At 69.7% G+C, this 19188-nt stretch carries 18 protein-coding genes and 1 pseudogene; 12 read left to right on the top strand and 7 right to left on the bottom strand.

Going from position 1 to position 19188, the window contains the following annotated elements; all coding sequences use genetic code 11:
* Window positions 1–115 precede the first annotated feature (115 nt).
* The gene (gene abc-f / locus SD37_RS19850) at window positions 116–1744 is read right to left on the bottom strand and encodes a ribosomal protection-like ABC-F family protein (protein WP_044853291.1); all 1629 of its coding nucleotides are present in this window, start codon (window positions 1742–1744) and stop codon (window positions 116–118) included.
* A gap of 326 nt (window positions 1745–2070) precedes the next feature.
* On the opposite strand from abc-f, the gene SD37_RS19845 reads away from it, so the two are divergent.
* The 7 genes from SD37_RS19845 to SD37_RS19815 all read left to right on the top strand — a co-directional run bounded on the left by SD37_RS19845 (window position 2071) and on the right by SD37_RS19815 (window position 9158).
* Entirely contained in the window at window positions 2071–2667 is a 597-nt protein-coding gene (locus SD37_RS19845; protein ID WP_236725423.1) for an Rv1733c family protein, read from the top strand.
* A 42-nt stretch (window positions 2668–2709) separates the two neighbouring features.
* Window positions 2710–3537: a M55 family metallopeptidase gene (locus SD37_RS19840; RefSeq protein WP_037312441.1), complete on the top strand. Its 828-nt coding sequence runs from the start codon at window positions 2710–2712 to the stop codon at window positions 3535–3537.
* On the top strand, window positions 3530–4831 hold the full coding sequence (locus tag SD37_RS19835; protein ID WP_044853289.1) for a M20/M25/M40 family metallo-hydrolase: 1302 nt from the start codon (window positions 3530–3532) through the stop codon (window positions 4829–4831). The genes SD37_RS19840 and SD37_RS19835 overlap by 8 nt, the downstream gene beginning before the upstream one ends.
* A gap of 124 nt (window positions 4832–4955) precedes the next feature.
* Window positions 4956–7016, top strand: coding sequence for a PQQ-dependent sugar dehydrogenase (locus tag SD37_RS19830; protein WP_145926672.1), 2061 nt, complete (start codon window positions 4956–4958; stop codon window positions 7014–7016).
* Window positions 7013–7942, top strand: a complete 930-nt coding sequence (locus SD37_RS19825) for a LamG domain-containing protein (protein WP_044853287.1) — start codon at window positions 7013–7015, stop codon at window positions 7940–7942. The genes SD37_RS19830 and SD37_RS19825 overlap by 4 nt, the downstream gene beginning before the upstream one ends.
* Window positions 7943–7987: 45 nt before the next feature.
* On the top strand, window positions 7988–8515 hold the full coding sequence (locus SD37_RS19820; protein WP_236725422.1) for a hypothetical protein: 528 nt from the start codon (window positions 7988–7990) through the stop codon (window positions 8513–8515).
* 16 nt (window positions 8516–8531) lie between these two features.
* Entirely contained in the window at window positions 8532–9158 is a 627-nt protein-coding gene (locus SD37_RS19815; RefSeq protein ID WP_044853286.1) for a maleylpyruvate isomerase family mycothiol-dependent enzyme, read from the top strand.
* A 4-nt stretch (window positions 9159–9162) separates the two neighbouring features.
* Here SD37_RS19815 and SD37_RS19810 read toward each other — a convergent pair whose 3' ends face one another.
* Entirely contained in the window at window positions 9163–9771 is a 609-nt protein-coding gene (locus SD37_RS19810; protein ID WP_044853285.1) for a TetR/AcrR family transcriptional regulator, read from the bottom strand.
* A gap of 66 nt (window positions 9772–9837) precedes the next feature.
* Between SD37_RS19810 and SD37_RS19805 the strand changes: the two genes are divergently transcribed.
* Window positions 9838–11403, top strand: coding sequence for an FAD-dependent oxidoreductase (locus SD37_RS19805; RefSeq protein ID WP_044853284.1), 1566 nt, complete (start codon window positions 9838–9840; stop codon window positions 11401–11403).
* Window positions 11404–11408: 5 nt separating this feature from the next.
* Here the strand turns inward: SD37_RS19805 and SD37_RS19800 are convergent, their stop codons facing one another.
* Complete coding sequence (locus SD37_RS19800) at window positions 11409–12248, bottom strand: oxidoreductase (RefSeq protein WP_044853283.1); 840 nt, start codon at window positions 12246–12248, stop codon at window positions 11409–11411.
* 100 nt (window positions 12249–12348) lie between these two features.
* Here SD37_RS19800 and SD37_RS19795 point away from each other — a divergent pair, with 100 nt between their 5' ends.
* Window positions 12349–13251, top strand: a complete 903-nt coding sequence (locus SD37_RS19795; protein WP_044853282.1) for a LysR family transcriptional regulator — start codon at window positions 12349–12351, stop codon at window positions 13249–13251.
* 69 nt (window positions 13252–13320) lie between these two features.
* Entirely contained in the window at window positions 13321–14394 is a 1074-nt protein-coding gene (locus tag SD37_RS19790) for a GDSL-type esterase/lipase family protein (RefSeq protein WP_083255290.1), read from the top strand.
* A 7-nt stretch (window positions 14395–14401) separates the two neighbouring features.
* On the opposite strand, the gene SD37_RS19785 is transcribed toward SD37_RS19790, so the two are convergent.
* Genes SD37_RS19785 through SD37_RS19770 form a run of 4 tightly spaced genes read right to left on the bottom strand, consistent with a single transcriptional unit; the run spans window position 14402 to window position 16553 of the window.
* Window positions 14402–14701, bottom strand: coding sequence for a hypothetical protein (locus SD37_RS19785; protein WP_005150941.1), 300 nt, complete (start codon window positions 14699–14701; stop codon window positions 14402–14404).
* Window positions 14688–14915, bottom strand: a complete 228-nt coding sequence (locus tag SD37_RS19780; RefSeq protein ID WP_044853281.1) for a hypothetical protein — start codon at window positions 14913–14915, stop codon at window positions 14688–14690. Before SD37_RS19780 ends, SD37_RS19785 begins: the two co-directional genes overlap by 14 nt.
* A 46-nt stretch (window positions 14916–14961) precedes the next feature.
* The gene (locus tag SD37_RS19775) at window positions 14962–15414 is read right to left on the bottom strand and encodes an Lrp/AsnC family transcriptional regulator (RefSeq protein ID WP_037312463.1); all 453 of its coding nucleotides are present in this window, start codon (window positions 15412–15414) and stop codon (window positions 14962–14964) included.
* Window positions 15411–16553 carry a M24 family metallopeptidase gene (locus SD37_RS19770; RefSeq protein ID WP_044853280.1) on the bottom strand — a complete coding sequence of 381 codons (1143 nt, stop codon included), beginning with the start codon at window positions 16551–16553 and terminating at the stop codon, window positions 15411–15413. The genes SD37_RS19775 and SD37_RS19770 overlap by 4 nt, the downstream gene beginning before the upstream one ends.
* A gap of 145 nt (window positions 16554–16698) precedes the next feature.
* On the opposite strand from SD37_RS19770, the pseudogene SD37_RS42060 reads away from it, so the two are divergent.
* Both SD37_RS42060 and SD37_RS19760 read left to right on the top strand, forming a co-directional pair.
* Window positions 16699–17528: pseudogene (locus tag SD37_RS42060) on the top strand (IS5 family transposase).
* Between the two features lie 150 nt (window positions 17529–17678).
* Entirely contained in the window at window positions 17679–18938 is a 1260-nt protein-coding gene (locus SD37_RS19760) for an HNH endonuclease signature motif containing protein (RefSeq protein WP_044853482.1), read from the top strand.
* Window positions 18939–19188 lie beyond the last annotated feature (250 nt).

Below are 19188 nucleotides of genomic sequence, written 5' to 3'. Positions count from 1 at the left end.
GTCATCGTCGAAGCCCCCGGACGGCCACGACGAAGTGGCCGGAGCATCCGGGAAGGTTACGCCGAGCGCCCGGTGCGGTGTTCGCCGTCTCACTATGCGCGACACGGCCGGGATCTCAGACGGCGACCGGTTCGGGGGCCAGCTCGAGCCGCCTGCCCTCGAACGTCCGCCGCATGCGCCTGTCGTGGGTGACGACGACGAGAGCACCGCCGTACTCCCCGAGCGCCCGCTCCATCTCCTCCACCAGGTCCGGGGCGAGGTGGTTGGTCGGTTCGTCGAGCAGCAGCAGGTCGGTCCTGGCGGTCACCAGCCGCGCCAGGTCCAGTCTGCGGCGCTGCCCGACGGACAGCTCCCGGGTCGGTTTCCGCAGGTCCGACGCCCGGAACAGACCGAGGGACAGCAACGTCCCGGCGGCCTCCTCCTCGTCGCCGGCCGCCGCGAACACCTGCAGCACGGTCCGCTCGTCGCCCGCCAGACCACCGTTCTGCCGCAGGAAGCCGATCCGGCCCGCCCGCTCCGCCGACCCGGTCGAGGGGGTCAGTTCACCGGCGAGCACCCGCATGAGGGTGGTCTTGCCCGCCCCGTTGGGGCCGGTCACGAGCACCCGCTCACCGGGCAGCACGTGAAGCGACGTGCGCGGCAGCCTGCCTGCCACCGACACGCCGTCCACCTTGACCACGTGCCGATCGGTGGTCGCCTCCCCCGCCGCGATCCTCGCCGTGAACCGCAGCGGCTCCGGCGGACGCGGGACCGGGTCGGCTTCGAGCCGCTGGATCCGCTCGCGGGCCGACCGGATCCGGCTCATCGCCCCGTGCGCCCGGGAACGGGCGCGGAAGGCGCCGGCCCCGCTGAAGGCGGCCGGGGCCTTCCGCGGGATCGCCGAGAACCGGTCGATGTTGGCGTCCGCCAGTGCTTCGTACCGGGCCTTCTCCAGCCGCCACTCCTCGTACTCCCGGACCCATCGGGCCCGCGCGGCCTCCTTCGCCGCGAGGTAGCCCGCGTAACCGTCGCCGTGCCGGTGCACGGTGCGGCGGTCGGCGTCGACCTCGAGGATCGTGGTGGTGACGCGGCTGAGGAACATCCTGTCGTGGGTGATCGCGACGAGCCTGCCGCGATGCCCGCGAAGGTGGTTCTCCAGCCAGGCGACGGCTTCGTCGTCGAGATCGTTCGTGGGCTCGTCCAGCAACAGCAGTTCGGGCGACGCCGCCAGGGTGGCGGCGAGCGCCAGCCGTGACCGCTGCCCGCCGGAGAGGCTGCCCAGCGGACGGCCGCGATCGAGGCCCGGCTGCCCGAGCCCGTGCAACGCGACCTCCACCCTGGCATCGGCCTCATAACCGCCGCGGGCTTCGTAGGCGGTCGTGAGATCGGCGTAGGCGGCCAGGTCTTCGGCGGTCTCCAGCGACGCCTCGGCCGCCCGCAACCGGGACTCCAGCTCCCGGATGTCCGCCAGCGCGAGGTCGATCGCGTCCCCGACCGTGGCGGTGTCGGGCAGCTCCAGCGTCTGCGGGAGATACCCGGTGCCACCGGGCGCGGTGACGGTCACCGTGCCGTTGTCCGCCGCGTCGCGGCCGGCGATCAGCCTCAGCAGCGTGGACTTACCGGAGCCGTTGTCGCCGATGACGCCCGCCTTCTCCCCCGGTTTGACGGTGAAGCCGACCTGATCCAGCACGACGTGGTCGTCGAAACGTTTGGTGACACCGGAGAGCACGAGTTGTGTTCCGGGATTTCGATACGGGGTACGCATAAGGGGCGTCCTCCTGATTCTCGGCACGGCCGATCGCGATCGGGCAGGAAGATTCCGCGTACGGCGAAGGAAGAAGGGCGCACGCGGAAGGACGCGGCCCGGCGGAGCGAAGGCTCTACGCCAGGGCCGCGTCGAAGGCGAGAATCACAGGTAGAACAAAGTCCCCATGGACCGAGACGGTAGCCGGTGGCCGCGGAAGGGCAAAACGAATTAACGGCTGTGCACGGATTCACAGAGTGGTCTGTGTCCCCCTACCGCGACAGCGGCGCACCGGTGACCGAGAATCGAAGAGGGAGTTTTCGCGGTCTGAGGGAATGGGGTTCCTCGTGCACGGGTCCAGTGGTCCGATCGCCCGATTCCGGCGGCGGCTCTTTCCCGGTCACAACTCGCTGGCGCGCGCCTCGGACCGCTTCGAGGCCCTCCTTCTGAAGCTCGTCATCCTCGCCGCGCTCCTCGCCATCCCCGTCGCGGCCGCCGTCGGCTCGGCCAACCACGGCAGGCAGGTGGCCGAGGCCGCCGCGGACACCGCCGGTCGCCTGCCCGCCACCGCGTACCTGCTGAAGGCCGCGCCCGTCCGCGTCGTCGACAGCGAAAGCGTCGGGACCGGCGACTACACCACCGAGGCGACCTGGACCGACACCCGCGGCGCCCGGCACACCGGCGGCGTCCTCGCGACCCCGGGCAGCCCGGCCGGATCGGCCGTCCCGATCTGGATCGACGCGCGCGGCGACCTCACCCCCGCCCCGAAGACCGCGTCCACGGCCGTGTTCGATTCCGTGCTCGTCGGTCTCTGGCTCTGGTTCGCCGTGGTCGCGGGCCTCGTCGTGCTCCACCGGGGCGTCCGGCTGGTCCTGGACCGGCGCCGGGCCGCGGCCTGGGAGCGCGCTTGGGCCGCCTATCCGCGTTCCGGTTCCTGGCCCTGAGCCCGGCGGCGAGGGCAAAGCGCCTCGGCTAGGGTGCCCGGCATGCGCATCATGATCTCGGCGGACATGGAGGGCGCCACCGGCGTCACCTGGACCGAGGACGTCATCCCCGGCACCGAGCAGTGGCAGCGGTTCCGGCGCCTGTTCACCGGTGACGTCAACGCGACCATCGCCGGGCTGTTCGACGCCGGCGCCACCGACGTCCTGGTCAACGAGGCGCATTCGTCCCAGCGGAATCTCCTGCTCGAAGACCTCGACGGCCGGGCGCGCATGCTCACCGGCAGGCACAAGCCGCTCTCGATGATGCAGGGGATCGACACCGGGGTGGAAGGAGTCGTCTTCCTCGGCTACCACGCCGGGGCGGGGTTCGACGGCGTCCTCTCCCACACCTATCTGGAGAACCAGATCACCGGCGTGTGGCTCGACGACGTCCCCGCCAGCGAAGGCAGGCTCAATGCCGCGATGGCCGCGGAGTACGGCGTCCCGGTGCTGGTCGTCTCCGGTGACGACAAGGCCTGCGACGACGCCCAGGACTACGCGCCCGAGGCGGAACTGGTCACGGTGAAGGAGTGCGTGAGCCGCTACGCCGCGATCTGCCTCCCGCCCGCCAGGACCGCGGAACTGCTGGCCTCCGCCGCTGCGGACTCGATGAACCGCGCGGGCCGGGTCGAGCGGTTCACCACCCCGCACCGGATCGAGGTCGAATTCGACGCCAGTCACCTCGCGCAGGCCGCGGCGGTGATCCCGACGGTGGAACAGATCGGGATCCGGCGGGTCGGCTTCGACGCGCCGGACATGACGGAAGCGATGAAGGCCTTCAAGATCGTCACGGCGATCGCGGCCGGGGCGGTGCAGGGTATCTATGGCTGAGCTGGACATGGACGTCGTCGAGATCTGTTCGCGGCTGATCCGGTTCGACACGACGAACCGCGGCGACGGGGACTCCGAGGGCGAGCGGGAGGCGGCCGAGTACGTCGCGTCGCTGCTGTCCGGGATCGGGATCGACTCGAAGATCATCGAGTCCGCGCCCCGGCGCGCGAACGTGATCGCCCGGGTCCCCGGTACCGACCCGAGCCTGCCCGCGCTGCTCGTCCAGGGTCATCTCGACGTCGTCCCGGCCGACGCCGCCGACTGGTCGGTGGACCCGTTCTCGGGCGAGGTCCGCGACGGCTTCCTCTGGGGCCGCGGCGCGGTGGACATGAAGGACTTCTGCGCGATGGTGCTCGCCGCCCTCGCCACCGGTGCGCGGCCGCGCCGGGACCTCGTGCTGGCCTTCGTGGCCGACGAGGAGGACAAGGGCGAGTACGGCGCGCACTGGCTCGCCGCGGCGCACCGGGACCTGTTCGACGGGTGCGCGGCCGCGATCAGCGAGTCGGGCGCCTACACCTACCACGTCCCCGCCGCCGACGGCCGGACCGTGCGGCTCTACCCGGTGGCGACGGCCGAACGCGGCACCGCACATCTGCGGCTGACCGCGAAGGGACGCGCGGGGCACGGATCGCGGCCCAACGACGAGAACGCGGTCACCCGGCTGGTCACCGCGCTCGGCCGGATCGCCGCGCACCGCTGGCCGGTCCAGCTGACCCCGACGGTGCGGGCGTTCCTGGAACGTACCGGGGAAGCCCTCGGCGTCCCGGTGGATCTGTCCGATGTGGACGGAACGATCGCGCGGCTCGGACCGGCGGGCGCGCTGGTGGTGCCGACCGTCCGCAACAGCACGACCCCGACCATGCTCGACGCCGGCTACAAGGTGAACGTGATCCCGACTTCGGCACAGGCCCAGGTGGACGTCCGCGTGCTGCCCGGCGCCGAACCGGAGCTGCTCGCCGAGATCGACGCGATGCTCGGCGAAGGCGTCACCCGCGAGTTCGTCGCGCACCAGCCACCGGTACAGGCGCCGGTGGATTCGCCGTGGTTCGACGCGATGGCGGACGCGCTGCAGTCAGAGGATCCCGAGGCCGTCGTGGTCCCCTACTGCATGGGTGGCGGAACGGACGCGAAGGCGTTCAGCCCGCTCGGGATCGACTGCTACGGCTTCGCGCCCCTGTGGCTGCCGGAAGGGTTCCCCTACCGGGCGATGGCCCACGGTGTCGACGAGCGTGTCCCGGTGGACGGTCTGCGCTTCGGTACGCGGGTACTCCGGCACTTCCTGGAGAACTGCTGACTTCAGCCCCCATTAGGCCCTAGCCGACACCGGTTTCGGCTCGGTACGGTCGAGATTCCGCCGCGAGAAAGCGCTTTCTTGCGGCGGGGTGCCCGCTTGCACAGAGTGGTGGGGGCGTATGCGTATGTCCGGACTCAGATCATGCTCGGCGGCCGTACTCGCCGCGGTCCTCGTGGCGGGGCTCCTCTCCCCCGCCGCCCGGGCCGACGACCAGATCCTCGATCCACTGCCGACACCGACGGTGTCCGGTCTGGGCCTGGAGCTGAAGGAGATCGCGCAGCTCCCCCGGTCCGAACCGGTGCCACCGCCGACCGACAGCAGGCTGAAACGCTGGAACCGCGTCAATCACCTCGGCGAGGTCCCCGGCCGTCCCGGGCGGCTCTACGTTCCCGATCTCAACGGCAAGCTCTACTTCCTCCAGGACGGACGGCAGCACGTCTATCTCGACGTCGGCGCCGCCGTGGGCCCGGACTTCTTCACCCATCGCGGGCTCGGCAGCGGGTTCGGGTTCGTCGCGTTCCACCCCCGGTTCGCCGAGAACGGCCGGTTCTACACGGTCCACACGGAGGCCTTCGGCGCGCTGACGTCGAAGATCCCCGATCTCGCGTACCCGGAAACGCAGGCGGCGCAAGGTGTCCTCACCGAATGGACGGCGAAGGACCCCGCGGCGGACGCCTTCGACGGTGCACGCCGGGAAGTCCTGCGGCTCGGCTTCGAAGGGACGCTGCACGGCATCCAGGAGATCGGGTTCAACCCGTACGCGCGCGCCTTCGACGAAGACCGCGACCTCCTCTACCTGGCCGTCGGTGACGGCGGTGTCGGCACGAAGAACTCGGTTCCCCAGGATCTGGCCTGGCCACAGGGAAAACTGCTGCGGATCGATCCTCGTGGCACCGGCTCGGCCAACGGGGAGTACGGGATTCCCCGCACGAACCCGTTCGTGGGCAAGGCGGGCGCGCTCGGCGAGGTCTACGCGTCCGGCCTGCGCGATCCGTACCGGTTCAGCTGGAACCCGGCGGGGTGGAGGCACCGGATGTTCCTCGGGCACATCGGCGAGAAGGTCGTCGAATCGGTCTACGAGGTCACGCCCGGCGCGAATTTCGGCTGGAGCGAACGGGAAGGGCCGTTCAGCTATCGCCGGGGCGACCCCAGCTGCGGTGTCTTCCCGCTGCCCTCGGACGACGCGAAGTACGGCTACTCCTATCCCGTGGCGGCGTTCGACCACAACCGGCTGCCGTCCGCGCGGCCGTGCGCCGACAGCGGGACGGCGTTGATCGGCGGCTTCGTCTATCGCGGGCACCGGCTCGACGGGCTTCAGGGCAAATACGTCTTCGGCGAGGGCGTCGGCGGCAAGGTGCTGTACACCGACGTGCGGGAAATGCGGCGCGGCGGCCCGCTTCCGAAGGTCAGCGAGCTGATGCTCTACGACGAGAAGGGCGAACGCGTCACCATGCCGGAGATCGCCGGGAACGCGCGGGTCGATCTGCGGTTCGGCCAGGACCGGGCCGGTGAGCTGTACCTGCTGGCGAAGGCCAACGGGAAGATCTGGAAGGTGACCGGGACCCGGTGGTTCGCGGACTGCCGCGCCGGGTTCACCCGCGTCTCTCACGCGATGAGCGAGAAGGACTGGGCCCCGGTGACGCCGGCCAAGTGGCGGTTCCCCGGGCGTGAGGTCGTCCTCGCCGAAGCAGGCGAGGCGAGGCCAGGGCCGCGCAGGCCGTTCGAGTACGCGGTGCTGCGGAAAGGCCCCGAGTTCGGTTCGGTGCGCATCGACGCCGAAGTCCGGCTCGACACTCCCGTCGAGATCACCAACCGGGACGTCGTCCTGGTCTTCGGCTACCAGTCCGATACGCGGTTCTACTACGCGCATCTGTCCACGGACAACCGGATCTACCCGCACAACGGGATCTTCGCGGTCAACGACGCCGACCGGCTGCGGATCGACGACCAGTGGGACGGGCCGCGTTCGGTGGGCGCGCTCCCGGCGATCACGGACGCCCGCTGGCACGACGTCCGCGTCGAACACTGTGCGGACACGGGCGAGATCGCGGTCTATGTCGACGGTTCCGACGCGCCCCTGATGACCGCGGTGGACAGGACGTTCACCTCCGGCCGGGTGGGGTTCGGCTCGTTCGACAACGTCGGCCGCGTCCGCGACCTGACCGTCACCGGGGAGCGCCGATGAGGAAACTCCTGGCGGTACCACTGGTCGTCCTGCTCGCGATCACGTTCGCCGCCCCCGTCGCGGCCGCTCCCCGGCCGGTCGGCGTCTTCCCGTCGCTGAGCCGGAATCTCGTCGCGTACTACGACTTCGAGCATCCCGTCCCCGGCAGTCCCGGGCAGGAGGCCGACCAGGGCCGGTCCGGCACCGACATCACCCTGGTCAACGGCGGGGCGGCGATGCGCGTGCCGGACCGCGGCCCTGGCCGCAACGCACTCCAGGTCAAACAGGTGAACCCTGCCCAGAAAGGCGCCGACGACTGGAAAGCGGGCCGGTATTCGGCCGACGGCGTGCCCACGCTGAGGGCGTTCAACGGCGTCAGGGCGGCGACCGTGATGGGCTGGGTCAAGATGACCGGGGAGAATCCGAGCCCCAATCCCGGTTCGTCCACGCCGGGCGTGCGGTACGGCGCCGTCGGGCTGGTGGGTCTGCTGTCGGGGAACTCCGACGGGCACGCGGTGCGCGCGTTGCTCGAACTGATCACTGTGGACGGTGAGCTGCGGCTGGTCGCCCTGGGCAGGCGGATCGACGGCGCCGCGTCGCAGACCTTCGCGGCCGCGGAGGACTGGCGGAAACTGCTGCCACCGGACGAATGGGTGTTCCTGGCGGCGGTGTTCGACTACGACAACGGCACGATGGCGTTGTACCGGAACGGAAAACCCGTCGAAGGGTTCTACGTCGATCAGGGCGACCCCTGGGCCGTCGGCGGCGAACCCGAACCCGATCCGGCGTCCGCGACCGACCCGAGGGGGATCAAGATCGGCGGCAGTTTCCCGCAGAACACCCGGGAGGGGAACCCCTGCAACTGCCGGCTGGACGACCTGATGTTCCTCGACCGGGCCGTTCGTCCACTGGAGATCCTGCTCCAGTACCACTGGGCCCGGCGGTAGACGCGCTTCATCCGAATTTCATCCACCCCGCTTAGCGTCGGCGGCGTGAGACCTCTGACTTCCCGCGTCCTGGCGGGCGCGCTCGTGATCGGCCTCGGCACCTCCCTGTCGGCGTGCCGAGGCGTGCTTCCTTCGCCGCGTTCCGACTCGGCGGCCGCGACGTCCACGTCGTACCCCGATCCCCCGGCCCAGACCGAAACCGTGACCGTGACGCCCTCCTCGACGCCGACTTCGTCCTCCGCGCCGGGCCTCGAACCCGCGGCGATCGACCGGGTTTTCCAGGTCTATATGAATGGGCTGGCCAATCACGACATGACCGCGTTGCGCAGCGGCACCTGCCCGCGCCTGCGCGAGACCCTGCTCGGGTTCGAACTCCACGGGCATTACGTCGAGCGCTGGGAACTGTTGCCGTACTCCGTCCAGTCCGGGATGGAGTACGTGACCGTGCAGGCCAAGATCACCCAGCGGAACGCCCGGACCGGCAGGCTGGCGGGCGACGTCGTCTATTCCTGGAATGTCGAGCGTAACGAGGACACGAACTACTACGTTTGCGGTTGGCTCGACTACGAATGACCCCTGGAGGTGACAGGTGAAGTCGGTCGCGCGACTCGCACGGGAAGAACGCACGGATTTCGCCGCGTTCCTCCGGACACTGACGCCCGCGCAGTGGGACGCCCCCACGTTGTGTTCGGAATGGACGGTCCGGGAGGTGGTCGCCCACGTCGTCGACTACGACCACCTGGGCTTCCGTGATCTGCTCGGCCAGGCCGTCCGCGCCGGGCTGCGGCTGGACCGGATGAACGCGCTCGGAGTCGCCCGCGAACCCGATCGGACCCCGGAGGAGCTGATCGCGAGGATCGAGGAACGTCTCCAGCCGCGCGGCTTGACCGCCGCTTTCGGTGGCCGGGTGGCGCTGCTCGACGGGCTCGTCCACCAGCAGGACATCCGGCGGCCGCTGGGTCTTCCGCGCGAGATACCGCCGGAACGGCTGCGCCACGCCTTGGCCTTCGCCCGCTTCGCCCCGCCGGTCAAGGCCTACCGGCGGGCATGCGGGCTCCGGCTCGTCGCGACGGACCTCGGCTGGTCGGCCGGATCCGGACCGGAGGTGCGTGGCCACGGCGAGCCGCTCCTGCTGGCCATCGCGGGCCGGAGCCCGGCGCTCGGCGAGCTTTCCGGCCCCGGCGCGGCGATCCTCGCCACCAGGATGGACGGCTGACCCGTCAGCCCGGGAGTGCGGCGGAAAGCGCGGTGAACGCGGAGTCCAGCCGCTGACGATGGGCGGCGAGGAGATCCGCGAGGTCCTCACCGGCGAGGCGGCGCCGGACCGTCGCCAGCACGACCGTGCGGTACGCGGCGACGACCAGCGCGGCGGTCAGCTCGCTGTCGCCTGAGAAGCGGGCGTCGTTCTCCAGTTCGTCGGCCAGCTCGGCGTCGATCTCGTGCTCGAACTCGCGGAGACGGGAAATGAGCGCGCGCGATCCGGCCACGGTTCGGGCGAGCGGCTCGGCACCCTCGCTCAATCCGGACAGCGGATGCTGCTCGTCCGTGAGCGCGAGGGCCATTCCGCGGAGCGCTTCAAGGGCGCTGACGTCGGCCGCGCGATCGCGGACCGCCGCCCGCACGATGCTCACCGCGTCCGGGAGACGGTCCAGCGCCAGATCTTCTTTGCGGTCGAAGTGCGAGAACACCGTCACCTTCGAAACCCCGGCGGCGGCCGCGATTTCGGCGACGGTGACGTCGTCGAAACCCCGCTCCACGAACATCCCGGTCGCGACCGCGGCGATATGTGCCCGCGTCTTCGCGCCGCCTCGGTCTCCCCGCTTCGCCATGTGACAACCTTACCTTTACTCGTTAAGCTTACCAAGTAAACTTACTGAGTAAACCTTGGAGGAACTGTGCGGCGGATCGATGTGATCGTCGTCGGGGCGGGACCCACCGGCCTGTTCGTGGCGAGCGAACTCGCCTTGCGCGGAGTGCGGGTGTGCGTCCTGGAACGTCTCGAGGAACCGGATCCGACGATCAAGTCCGGCTCGATCAACGTCGCGAGCGCCGAGATCCTGGACCGCCGCGGCCTGCTGCCCGCGGCGGAGGAGGTGCAGCGCCGTCGCATGGCGGCCACCGGCTCCTTCACCGCCGGCCGTTCGAACCGCTTGGTGCGCGAACTGGAGGGAGCGGCGATGCGGACGTCTCGCCGGTTCCCGGTCATCGGGCATTTCGCGGGCATCATGTTCCGGCACGATCTGGTCGACCAGGACGATCCGGTGCTGGCCGCGCATACGGCGGTCGCCAACGGGATCGTGGTGCCACAGCACGAACTCGAACTGCTGCTCGGCGAACACTGCGCCCGGCTCGGGGTCGAGATCCGCCGCGGCGTCGAGGTGCGGGGACTGCGGAGCACCGGCGCGAGTCTCGACGACGACGCCGACGTGGTCGTCGAGACCGGCGCGGGCGACTTCTCCGCCGGATGGGTCGTGGCGGCCGACGGCGGACGGAGCGTCATCCGCAGGCGGCTCGGCGTCGACTTCGCGGGCACCGATCCGGAGATGGTGGGCTATCAGGCCATCGCGGACTTCGACGACCCGAGCGAACTGCGGCGGGGATGGACCTGGACACCTCGTGGCATCTACACCTACGGGCCGGTCCCGGGACGCGTTCTCGTCGCCCGGTTCGCGCCGCAACCCGAGGACAAGGACGCACCCGTGACCGTCGAAGAACTGCAGGACGCGGTACGGGACGTCACCGGGGTCCCGGTGACGATCACGGGGCTGCACGGGCGGGCGACCCGATGGTCGGACAACGCCCGCCAGGCACGGAACTACCGTCGCGGCAGGGTCTTCCTGGCGGGCGACGCGGCTCACGTGCACTCACCGTTCAGCGCACAGGGCCTGAACCTCGGCCTCGGCGACGCGGTGAACCTCGGCTGGAAACTCGCCGCGACCGTCAACGGCCGGGCGCCGGCCGGGCTGCTCGACACCTACGAGGCCGAACGGCACCCCATCGGAGCGTGGGTCCTCGACTGGACGCGGGCACAGGTGGCGCTCCTGCGCGGCGACGAGCGCACCGCTCAGCTGCGGAAGGTCATCGGCGGGGAACTGTTCGCCGTTCCCGGCGCGACCGATCGCATGCTCGCGCTCTCCTCCGGGATCCTGCAGCGATACGACGTCGCCGAGGACGCCGACGGCCCGGTCGGCTCGATCGCCGGGGACGTCGAACTCACCTCCGGGACCCGGCTCGCCGATCACGCGCACGATGGCCGCTTCGTCCTCGTCGACCGCTCGCCCGACGGCCGGTACGCCGAAGCGATCCGCGGTGCGGAAGACAGGGTCGCCTCGGTGGCCGACCCTGCCCCGCTACCGAGTCTCTTCGTGCGCCCGGACGGCGTCATCGCCTGGGCCTGCGACGATGACGCCGACGACGCGCGGAAGCTGCTCGACGCCGCGATCCAGCGCTGGGTGGGCTGACCCGCTCAGAACGCCGTGGACCGGCTCACTTCCTCCCACGCCGCCAGCTCCGCCGCCTTCGCCTCGTGCGTGGCCCGCAGCCCGTCGACAGCGTCGTCGCCGAGCGCGAGCCGAAGCGGCGGGTTGTCGCTGTCGAGCACCTTCAGGATCGCGGCGGCGGCCTTGGCCGGGTCACCGGGCTGCGAACCGTCCATCCCCTCGACGAAATCCCGGATCGCGCCGGTCGAGGCACGATAGGCATCGATCAACCGCGAGCGCTGCATCCGGCCACCGCCGAACTCGGTGCGGAAGGCGCCGGGTTCCACGATCAGCACCTTGACGCCGAACGGCGCGACCTCGGCGGCCAGGGACTCCGACATCGCCTCCAGGGCGAACTTCGCCGAACAGTAGGCACCGAATCCGGGCGGGCTCTGCTGCCCGCCCATCGAACTCATCTGCACGATGGCGCCGCTGCCCTGCTCGCGCAGGTGGGGCAGCACCGCCTTCGTGACCTCGACGGCACCGAAGAACATCACGTCCATCAGCGAGCGCAGCTCCGCCATCGTGAGTTCCTCGACCGCGCCGACGGATCCGTGCCCGGCGTTGTTGACCACGACGTCGATCCGGCCGAACGCGGCGAGGGTGGCGCTCACCGCCGCTTCGATCTGCGCGGGATCGGTGACGTCGAGGGTGGCCGTGCGCACCCGGCCCCGGCCGAGTTCTTCCAGTTCGGACAGCGTCTCCGGACGTCGCGCGGTGGCCATCACGCGGTCACCCGCGTCGAGCGCGGCCAGCACGAGCTGCCTGCCGAACCCGGCCGAGCAACCGGTGATCAGCCAGACCCGGCCCTCGGTTTCCTTCGTCATTTCGGGATTCCTCCATCTCCGGTCTTCCTGCCCACCATCGTGCGAAGATCGTGCCCGGTCCGCCAACACCGACTTCCTGGTGCGGCTACAGTCGTGGCCTGTGACCCCTGAGTTGCGGCAGTTGCGGTACTTCGTCGCCGTCGCCGAGGAAGCGAGCTTCACCGGCGCGGCCCGCCGTCTGCGTATCGCCCAGCAGTCGCTCTCGCAGCAGATCACCGTGCTGGAGCGGATCCTTGGCGCGAAGCTCCTCCATCGCGACAGCCGCGGCAGCCGGCTCACCGAAGTCGGCTCGCTGTTCCTCCCCGAGGCCCGCGCCGTGCTGGCGCGCAACGACGACGCGCTGTCGGTGCTGGACCGGGCGGTACGCGGCGAGATCGGCACACTCCATCTCGGTTTCCTGACCACCACGGCGAACTATCTGCTCCCGCCGGTGGTGCGCGCGGTCCGCGACCGGCTTCCCGACCTCGTCCTCACCACCGACGACACCCAGATCGCGCCGCTGGTCGACGGGCTGTCCCGAGGCCGCTACGACCTGATCTTCACCCGGCCACCGCTGGTCGACGGATTCGAGACCCGCACGTTGATCACCGAAGAGGTCTGCGCTGTCCTGCCGGAGGGCCACCGGCTGGCAGGCGTCCGCGAGGTGAAACTCGCGGATCTGGCGGACGAGCCGTGGGTCCTCACGCCGCGCGGTTCATGGGAGCCGTGGCATCGCCGCTACGACAGCGACTTCGAGGCCGCCGGGTTCGCTCCGCGGGTCGTGCAGCGGGCCGCGACCGTGCAGGGGCTGCTCGGCCTGGTCGCCGCGGGCGTCGGCGTCACCAGGCTCGCCCGGTCGTCCCACAGCCTCCGCCGGAGCGGCGTGGTGTTCGTGCCGCTGGCCGGAGAAACCGCCCGCACGGTGGCGGCCTGGTCGCCCGGGAACGACAAACCCGCGTTGCCCGCGGTGCTCGACATCGTTTCGGAACTGGCGGCCGGAACCGATCTGACGGCGGCCGGCTGAGGCGCGGTCACCACCGTCACACCGCCATGATCACCCGGTCGGGCCAGGTGTCCGTAGAATCCGGTGACGATGCGACGTTTCCGGTGGTGGTGGGGTGCTCTCGCGCTCACGTTCGTGGTGGTTCTCGTCGGGTTCATTGCCTTCTCCGGGTCGGAAAGCCGCCCAGGGCAGCCGTCCCCGCGCCAAGGTCCGCCGGGTACGGGGCCGCTGACGGTCGTCTCCATCGGCGACAGCACCGTTTCCGGGGAGGGCGCGGGCGACTACACGCCGTCGACCAACGGTCAGGGCGGGAACTGGTGCCACCGCTCCCCCAACGCCTTCGTCGAGCAGATCAAGATCCCCGACGTCACCGCGCGCGTGAACCTCGCGTGCTCCGGGGCGCCTTCGGAGCAGATCGCGCTGGGCGAGGCCAAGCAGTGGACCGAACCCTCGCAGGCCCAGCAGCTCGCGAACCTGGTCAAGGACCACCGGGTCGCCGCGGTGGTGATCGCGATCGGCGCGAACGACGAGCCCAAGTTCTCCGCTCAGGTCAACGAATGCTTCAAGGCGTGGTTCTCCCCGCAGAATCCGCCGTGCAGCGAAGCACTCCGCACCACCTGGAAGTCCAAAGTGGACGCCATGGTGCCGAAGGTGACCAACGCCGTCGCCGACGTCAAGAAGGTGCTGGCACAGGCCGGGTACATCCCGGCGGACTACCAGCTCGTGCTGATGTCGTACGCCTCGCCTGTCGGCCCGCAGATCCCGGAGGCGCTCCGCAGCCTCAACGGCTGCCCGTTCCGCACCGAGGATCTGGAGTGGATGCGGCGCGACGGCGTCTCCGTCCTTTCGGACGGGCTCAAGCAGGCGTCGAGGGCGACCAGCGCGCGGTTCCTCGACCTCTCGCGGGCGGGCGCGGGCCGCGAGGCGTGCAGCAGCGATCCGGCGAACGAGTGGTTCAGCAGGCTGACGTTGCAGCTGCGCGACCTCGGCCAGGTGGACCGGGCGAGCCACGCGCTGCAGGAGTCGTTCCATCCCAACGCGAACGGGCACGCGCAGGTCGCGAACTGCCTCAACGAGTTCCTCGCCGCGCGCGGTGGTAACGCGTCGTGCCTCTCCGGACCCGACGGCAAACTGCACGCCGCGCCCGAGGTCATCGCCCGCTAGGGCCGCTCTAGAGGTCGAGGGCGGCGCGCAACGCGATGTCGATGCGCTCCTGGACCTCTTGGTCGATCTCCGCGATCTTCTCGTCGAACCACGGCCGGTACAGGCGCGTGAGGTTCAACGTGGAGACCCAGTACCGCGCGTCGACGGCGACACCCAGGATGTCCTGGGGATCCCGATCCAGCAGTTCGGTGCCGAGCAGCCACGGCCGCTCGGATTCGTTCACCCCGTCCGAGGACAGCAGGACGACGGTGCGCTGCCGTGCCGGTTCGGTCGGGGGGTGGTACGTCCAGACTTCACCCCTGTGCACGCAGATCCTTCTCCGCGGCTGTCAGCTCGGCCTCGTCCGATCGGGCGGACGGTTCGGCCGGAGCGCGCTGCGGGGTGTATCCGGTGCGGACGGCTTCCCTGCGGGCGGCCTTGGACAACCACGAGGAGACCGAGATCCCGTGTGCCTTGGCCGCCCGTTCGGCGAACTCGAGCGCACCACTGTCGAGTGAGAGAGTGACCTTACGTGTTGCCATACCTTTTATCGTACCAGCGCCGCGCAAGCCCACCCCTTTTTCGGTTTCACAGAGTGGGCGAGCGCCCCTCGAACGGCGTCGAAAGCACCACCGTGGTCCGGGTCGAGACCTTGGCGGCCTCGCGGATACGGCGGAGCAGGTCCTCCAGGCCGAGCGGCGAAGCCACCCGGACCAGGAGGATGTACGACTCGTCCCCGGCGACCGAGTAACAGGACTCGATCTCCTTGATGTGCTCGAGCCGCTGCGGGTAGTCGTCCGGCGCGGCCGGATCGTTCGGCGTCAGCGAGATCAGCGCGGTGAGCGGGAGCCCGATCTGCTCGCCGTCGAGCCGCGCGGTGTAGCCGAGGATGACCCCGCGCTGCTCCAGGCGGCGCACCCGCTGGTGCACAGCCGACACCGACAGGCCCACCCGCTCGGCCAGATCGGTGAAACTGCACCGTCCGTCCGCGGCCAGTTCTCCGACGATGGCCTGGTCGAGCGGCTCCAGGGAACCGGTCATGCGTCGAGCACGATCAACTCGTGCGGACGCTGGTTGACCGGCTCGACGCCGTCCTCGGTGACCACGACGATGTCCTCGATGCGGGCACCCCAGCGGCCCGGCTGGTAGATGCCGGGCTCGACGCTGAAGGCCATGCCCGGTTCGAGCGGCAGCGTGTTGCCCTTGATGATGTAGGGCTCCTCGTGCACGTCGAGGCCGATACCGTGGCCGGTACGGTGAATGAAGTACTCGCCGAAACCCGCCTCGGCGATGATGTCGCGCGCGGCCGCGTCGATCGACTCGGCGGTGACACCGGGGCGGACGGCCTCGACAGCCGCCTTCTGGGCCCGCTGCAAGACGGCGTAGGTCTCGGCGACATCGGCGTCTCGCGGCTCGCCGACCGCGTAGGTGCGGGTGGAGTCGGAGTTGTAGCCCTCGGCGATCGGGCCGCCGATGTCGACCACGACGACGTCGCCGCGCTCGATGACGCGCTCGGAGACGTCGTGGTGCGGGCTCGCGCCGTTGGGGCCGGAGCCGACGATCACGAAGTCGGCGTGCGTGTGGCCCTCTTCGACGATCGCGGCGGTGATGTCCGCGCCGACCTCGGCCTCGGTACGACCCGGCCGCAGCCATTCGTGGACCCGCGCGTGGACGCGGTCGATGGCCGCACCCGCGTCGCGCAGCGCCTGGATCTCGGCCGCGTCCTTGCGCATCCGCAGCTCGCGCACGATCGGCCCGGCCAGCGTCTGCTCGGCGTCCCCGAGCGCGCCGCGGAACGCGAGCACGTGCAGGGCCGGGGTGAAGTCGCTGACCGCGACCCGGCCGGGCTTGCCCAGCCTGTCGGCGACCAGTTCGTAGGCGTTGTCCCCGTCGACCCAGGTGACGACCTCGATGCCGAGTTCGTCGGCCGGGACGTCGGCGTAGCCGGGCGCTTCCAGCTTCGGCAGCACCAGCGCCGGGACACCGTCGGCCGGGATCACCAGCGTGGTCAGCCGCTCGAAGGAGCCACCTGCCTGCCCGATGAGGTAGCGCAGGTCCGAGCCGGGCGCGATCAGCAGGGCGTCGGTGCCGGCGGCGGCCGCCGCGGCGCGGGCCCGGTCGAGGCGGGCGCGGAGGGCGGAGGCGTCGGGGGCTGGGTTGTGAAGGGAACGGCGCGACATGAAGCCGAGCCTAGAGCGTGTCCGGTGAATCTGTTCGATGGGCTTGGTGATCCGGGCGGTTCCTTCGAGCCTCGTACCGGTTGCACTCGGCGGGCGCGTCTCTCGTGACCGAAGGCGGCCAGGGCGTGTCCTGGGGATCTTTTCCATGATCGCGTGCAGACGATGGATCGTGGTTGGTCGTGGTGAGCTGACGGATAGAGCCTGGGCAGCGATTGCGCCGCTGCCGCCTGTGTAGACAGGTCGCAGGGATGGGCGGTGGCGTAGTCACCGGCAGGTGATCAACGCGATCTTGTGGCATGAGTGGACGGGTGCGCCGTGGCGTGATCTTCCTGAGCGGTATGAGCCGCGCATGAGCTGTTGCGCAAGTGGACCGCGGACGGGACGTGCGACCGGATCCTGGAACACGTGATCGTCAAAGACGACTCCCTCGGGACACTCGAGGACAACATCGAGTTTGTGATCAGTGTCGATTCCACGAGTGTCCGGGCGCATCAGCACGCGGCCGGCGCCCGGAAAAAGGGGCTGCGCGGACTGGATCGAAGACCTCGCCGTCGACGGCGAATGCCTCGGACGCTCCCGCGGAGGACTGACGACCAAGCTTCACCTGGCCGTCGACAGCGCAGGTCTGCCGTTGGCGGTGATCCTCACGCCAGGTCAGGCCGGGGACAACCCGCAGCTGCTTCCGCTGCTGGATGACATCCGTGACATCGAGGTGGACGGACAGAAAATACGGGTCGGGCGGGTGCTGGCCGATAAGGCCTACACCCACCCGAGCACCAGGAAAGCGCTGCGGGAGCGCGGGACGGTGGCAGGCCACCGGCCCTCGACCCCGACCTCTACAAGCTCCGCAACGTGGTCGAGCAATGGTTCAACAGGCTCAAACAACTCCGTGGCCTGACAACACGGTTCGCCAAACAAGCCGCCTACCACCGCGCCGAGATCATCCTCGCCTGCATCGTCCTCCACCTCCGATGAAGATCCCCAGGACACACCCTAGCCAGCGACTGAAGTACTGAGGCGCGCTTTGAAAGACATGATCCAGTCATATATCACTCTTTAGTAGTAAATACTCTATTTCACCCTTGATGGGAACATTTGTTCGACCCGGTCGGGTATTCTGAAGTGGTGTCCGAGACGATCCTTCCCGAGTTGCCGCAGGAGTTGTGGCGCGCCGGCAAGCTGGAGCTTGCCCATGGCGTGCAACAGTTCCTGCAGGTGATCAGGGTCGCCACCGCCGGACTGGGACAGTACTTGGCGGAGATCGAGTCTCGGGGCGCGAAAGACTTGTACGGGTACGGATCGACGGCCACATGGTTCGCCGATGTGGCCGGGCTTTCCTTCGGTGAAGCGCGACCTGTGGTGGATCGGGCGATCGCGTTGAATCCCACGCGCGGGTTGGATGGGACCGAGCTTCCGGCTGTGGCGCCCGCGACGGCGGCCGCTGCCGCGGAGGGGGCGGTCGGGGACGAACGGATCCAGCAGATTCTGGACTTCCTGGCCAGCTTGCCGCTCGATACATCGGCAGAGGACCGGGAGCACGCGGAGAAGACCCTGGCCGAGCTGGCCCGGCACGCCGGTCCCCGGCAACTGGCGAAAGCCGAACAGAACATCCTCGGCTGGCTCGACCCCGACGGTGCCGAGCCGAAAGAACCCGAACCGAAGCAACCGCGCCGCGAGTTGACATTGGAACGCCGCAAAGACGGCTTCTGGAAACTGAACGGCCTCCTCGACGACGAGGCCGGTGCGCGGACCGCCGCTGCTTTGGAGGCGTATGCGTCGCCGCGGCCGGTGGACGAGTTCGGGCAGGCCGATCTGCGGACGAAGTCCGAACGTCTGGGTGATGCGTGGGTGGACCTGGTCGACCTCGCGATCGCCTGCCCCGACCAACCCGGCACCAGCGGCTACCGGACGCTGGTCCACGTCACCATCGGCCTCGACGAACTCAAGTCCGGCCTCGGCACCGCCTGCGTGGACTACGTCGGAACAATGACCGCACGCGACGCCCGCATGGCCGCCTGCGACTGCCTCATGCTCCCGGTCGTCCTCAACGCCGCCGGAGAACCCCTCGATGTCGGACGCCTGAGACGATTCGTCACCCCAGGCCAACGACGAGCGTTGAACATCCGCGACCGAGGCTGCGCCTTCCCTGGCTGTCATCGGCCGCCGAAGAACTGCCACGCCCACCATATTGAGCACTGGGCAGACGGCGGACCTACTGACCTGCGGAACCTGACCCTGCTGTGCGGTTTCCACCACCGGCTGATCCACCACGGCGACTGGCAAGTCCGCATGGCAGCCGACGGCCTCCCCGAGTTCATCCCGCCCCAGTACCTGGACCCCTTACGGCGAACCCGGCGCAACACCCTCCACCGCGCCGCCGCCTAACCCCCGCACCACCCGAGGAGCCCGCGCCAGCCATACCGGCGACGGGCCCTTCGGCATGCCCACAGACAGACAACACCGTCATAGAGGCTGATGAGCGCCTGGGGGCGTCACCCAGTCCAGCGAAGAGCCTCAACGTCCGCGATCAGGGTCGCGACTTCCGGGGTGACCGAAGAACTGCCACTCCACCACTAGGACGAGTCCTGGGATCGTCATCGGCGGCGGAGGACGATCTCTGTACGTGGTCTGCCCC

This window comes from Amycolatopsis orientalis (assembly GCF_000943515.2).
Lineage (GTDB): Bacteria > Actinomycetota > Actinomycetes > Mycobacteriales > Pseudonocardiaceae > Amycolatopsis > Amycolatopsis orientalis.
The sequence above is the reverse complement of the archived record's forward strand: the minus strand, read 5'-3'. Positions and strand labels throughout refer to the sequence as shown.

Coding starts and splice junctions, on each gene's coding strand:
- abc-f (WP_044853291.1), bottom strand. CDS start 1,744: ATGCGTACCCCGTATCGAAATCCCGGAACACAACTCGTGCTCTCCGGT.
- SD37_RS19840 (WP_037312441.1), top strand. CDS start 2,710: ATGCGCATCATGATCTCGGCGGACATGGAGGGCGCCACCGGCGTCACC.
- SD37_RS19835 (WP_044853289.1), top strand. CDS start 3,530: ATGGCTGAGCTGGACATGGACGTCGTCGAGATCTGTTCGCGGCTGATC.
- SD37_RS19830 (WP_145926672.1), top strand. CDS start 4,956: ATGTCCGGACTCAGATCATGCTCGGCGGCCGTACTCGCCGCGGTCCTC.
- SD37_RS19825 (WP_044853287.1), top strand. CDS start 7,013: ATGAGGAAACTCCTGGCGGTACCACTGGTCGTCCTGCTCGCGATCACG.
- SD37_RS19810 (WP_044853285.1), bottom strand. CDS start 9,771: ATGGCGAAGCGGGGAGACCGAGGCGGCGCGAAGACGCGGGCACATATC.
- SD37_RS19800 (WP_044853283.1), bottom strand. CDS start 12,248: ATGACGAAGGAAACCGAGGGCCGGGTCTGGCTGATCACCGGTTGCTCG.
- SD37_RS19790 (WP_083255290.1), top strand. CDS start 13,321: ATGCGACGTTTCCGGTGGTGGTGGGGTGCTCTCGCGCTCACGTTCGTG.
- SD37_RS19780 (WP_044853281.1), bottom strand. CDS start 14,915: ATGGCAACACGTAAGGTCACTCTCTCACTCGACAGTGGTGCGCTCGAG.
- SD37_RS19775 (WP_037312463.1), bottom strand. CDS start 15,414: ATGACCGGTTCCCTGGAGCCGCTCGACCAGGCCATCGTCGGAGAACTG.
- SD37_RS19770 (WP_044853280.1), bottom strand. CDS start 16,553: ATGTCGCGCCGTTCCCTTCACAACCCAGCCCCCGACGCCTCCGCCCTC.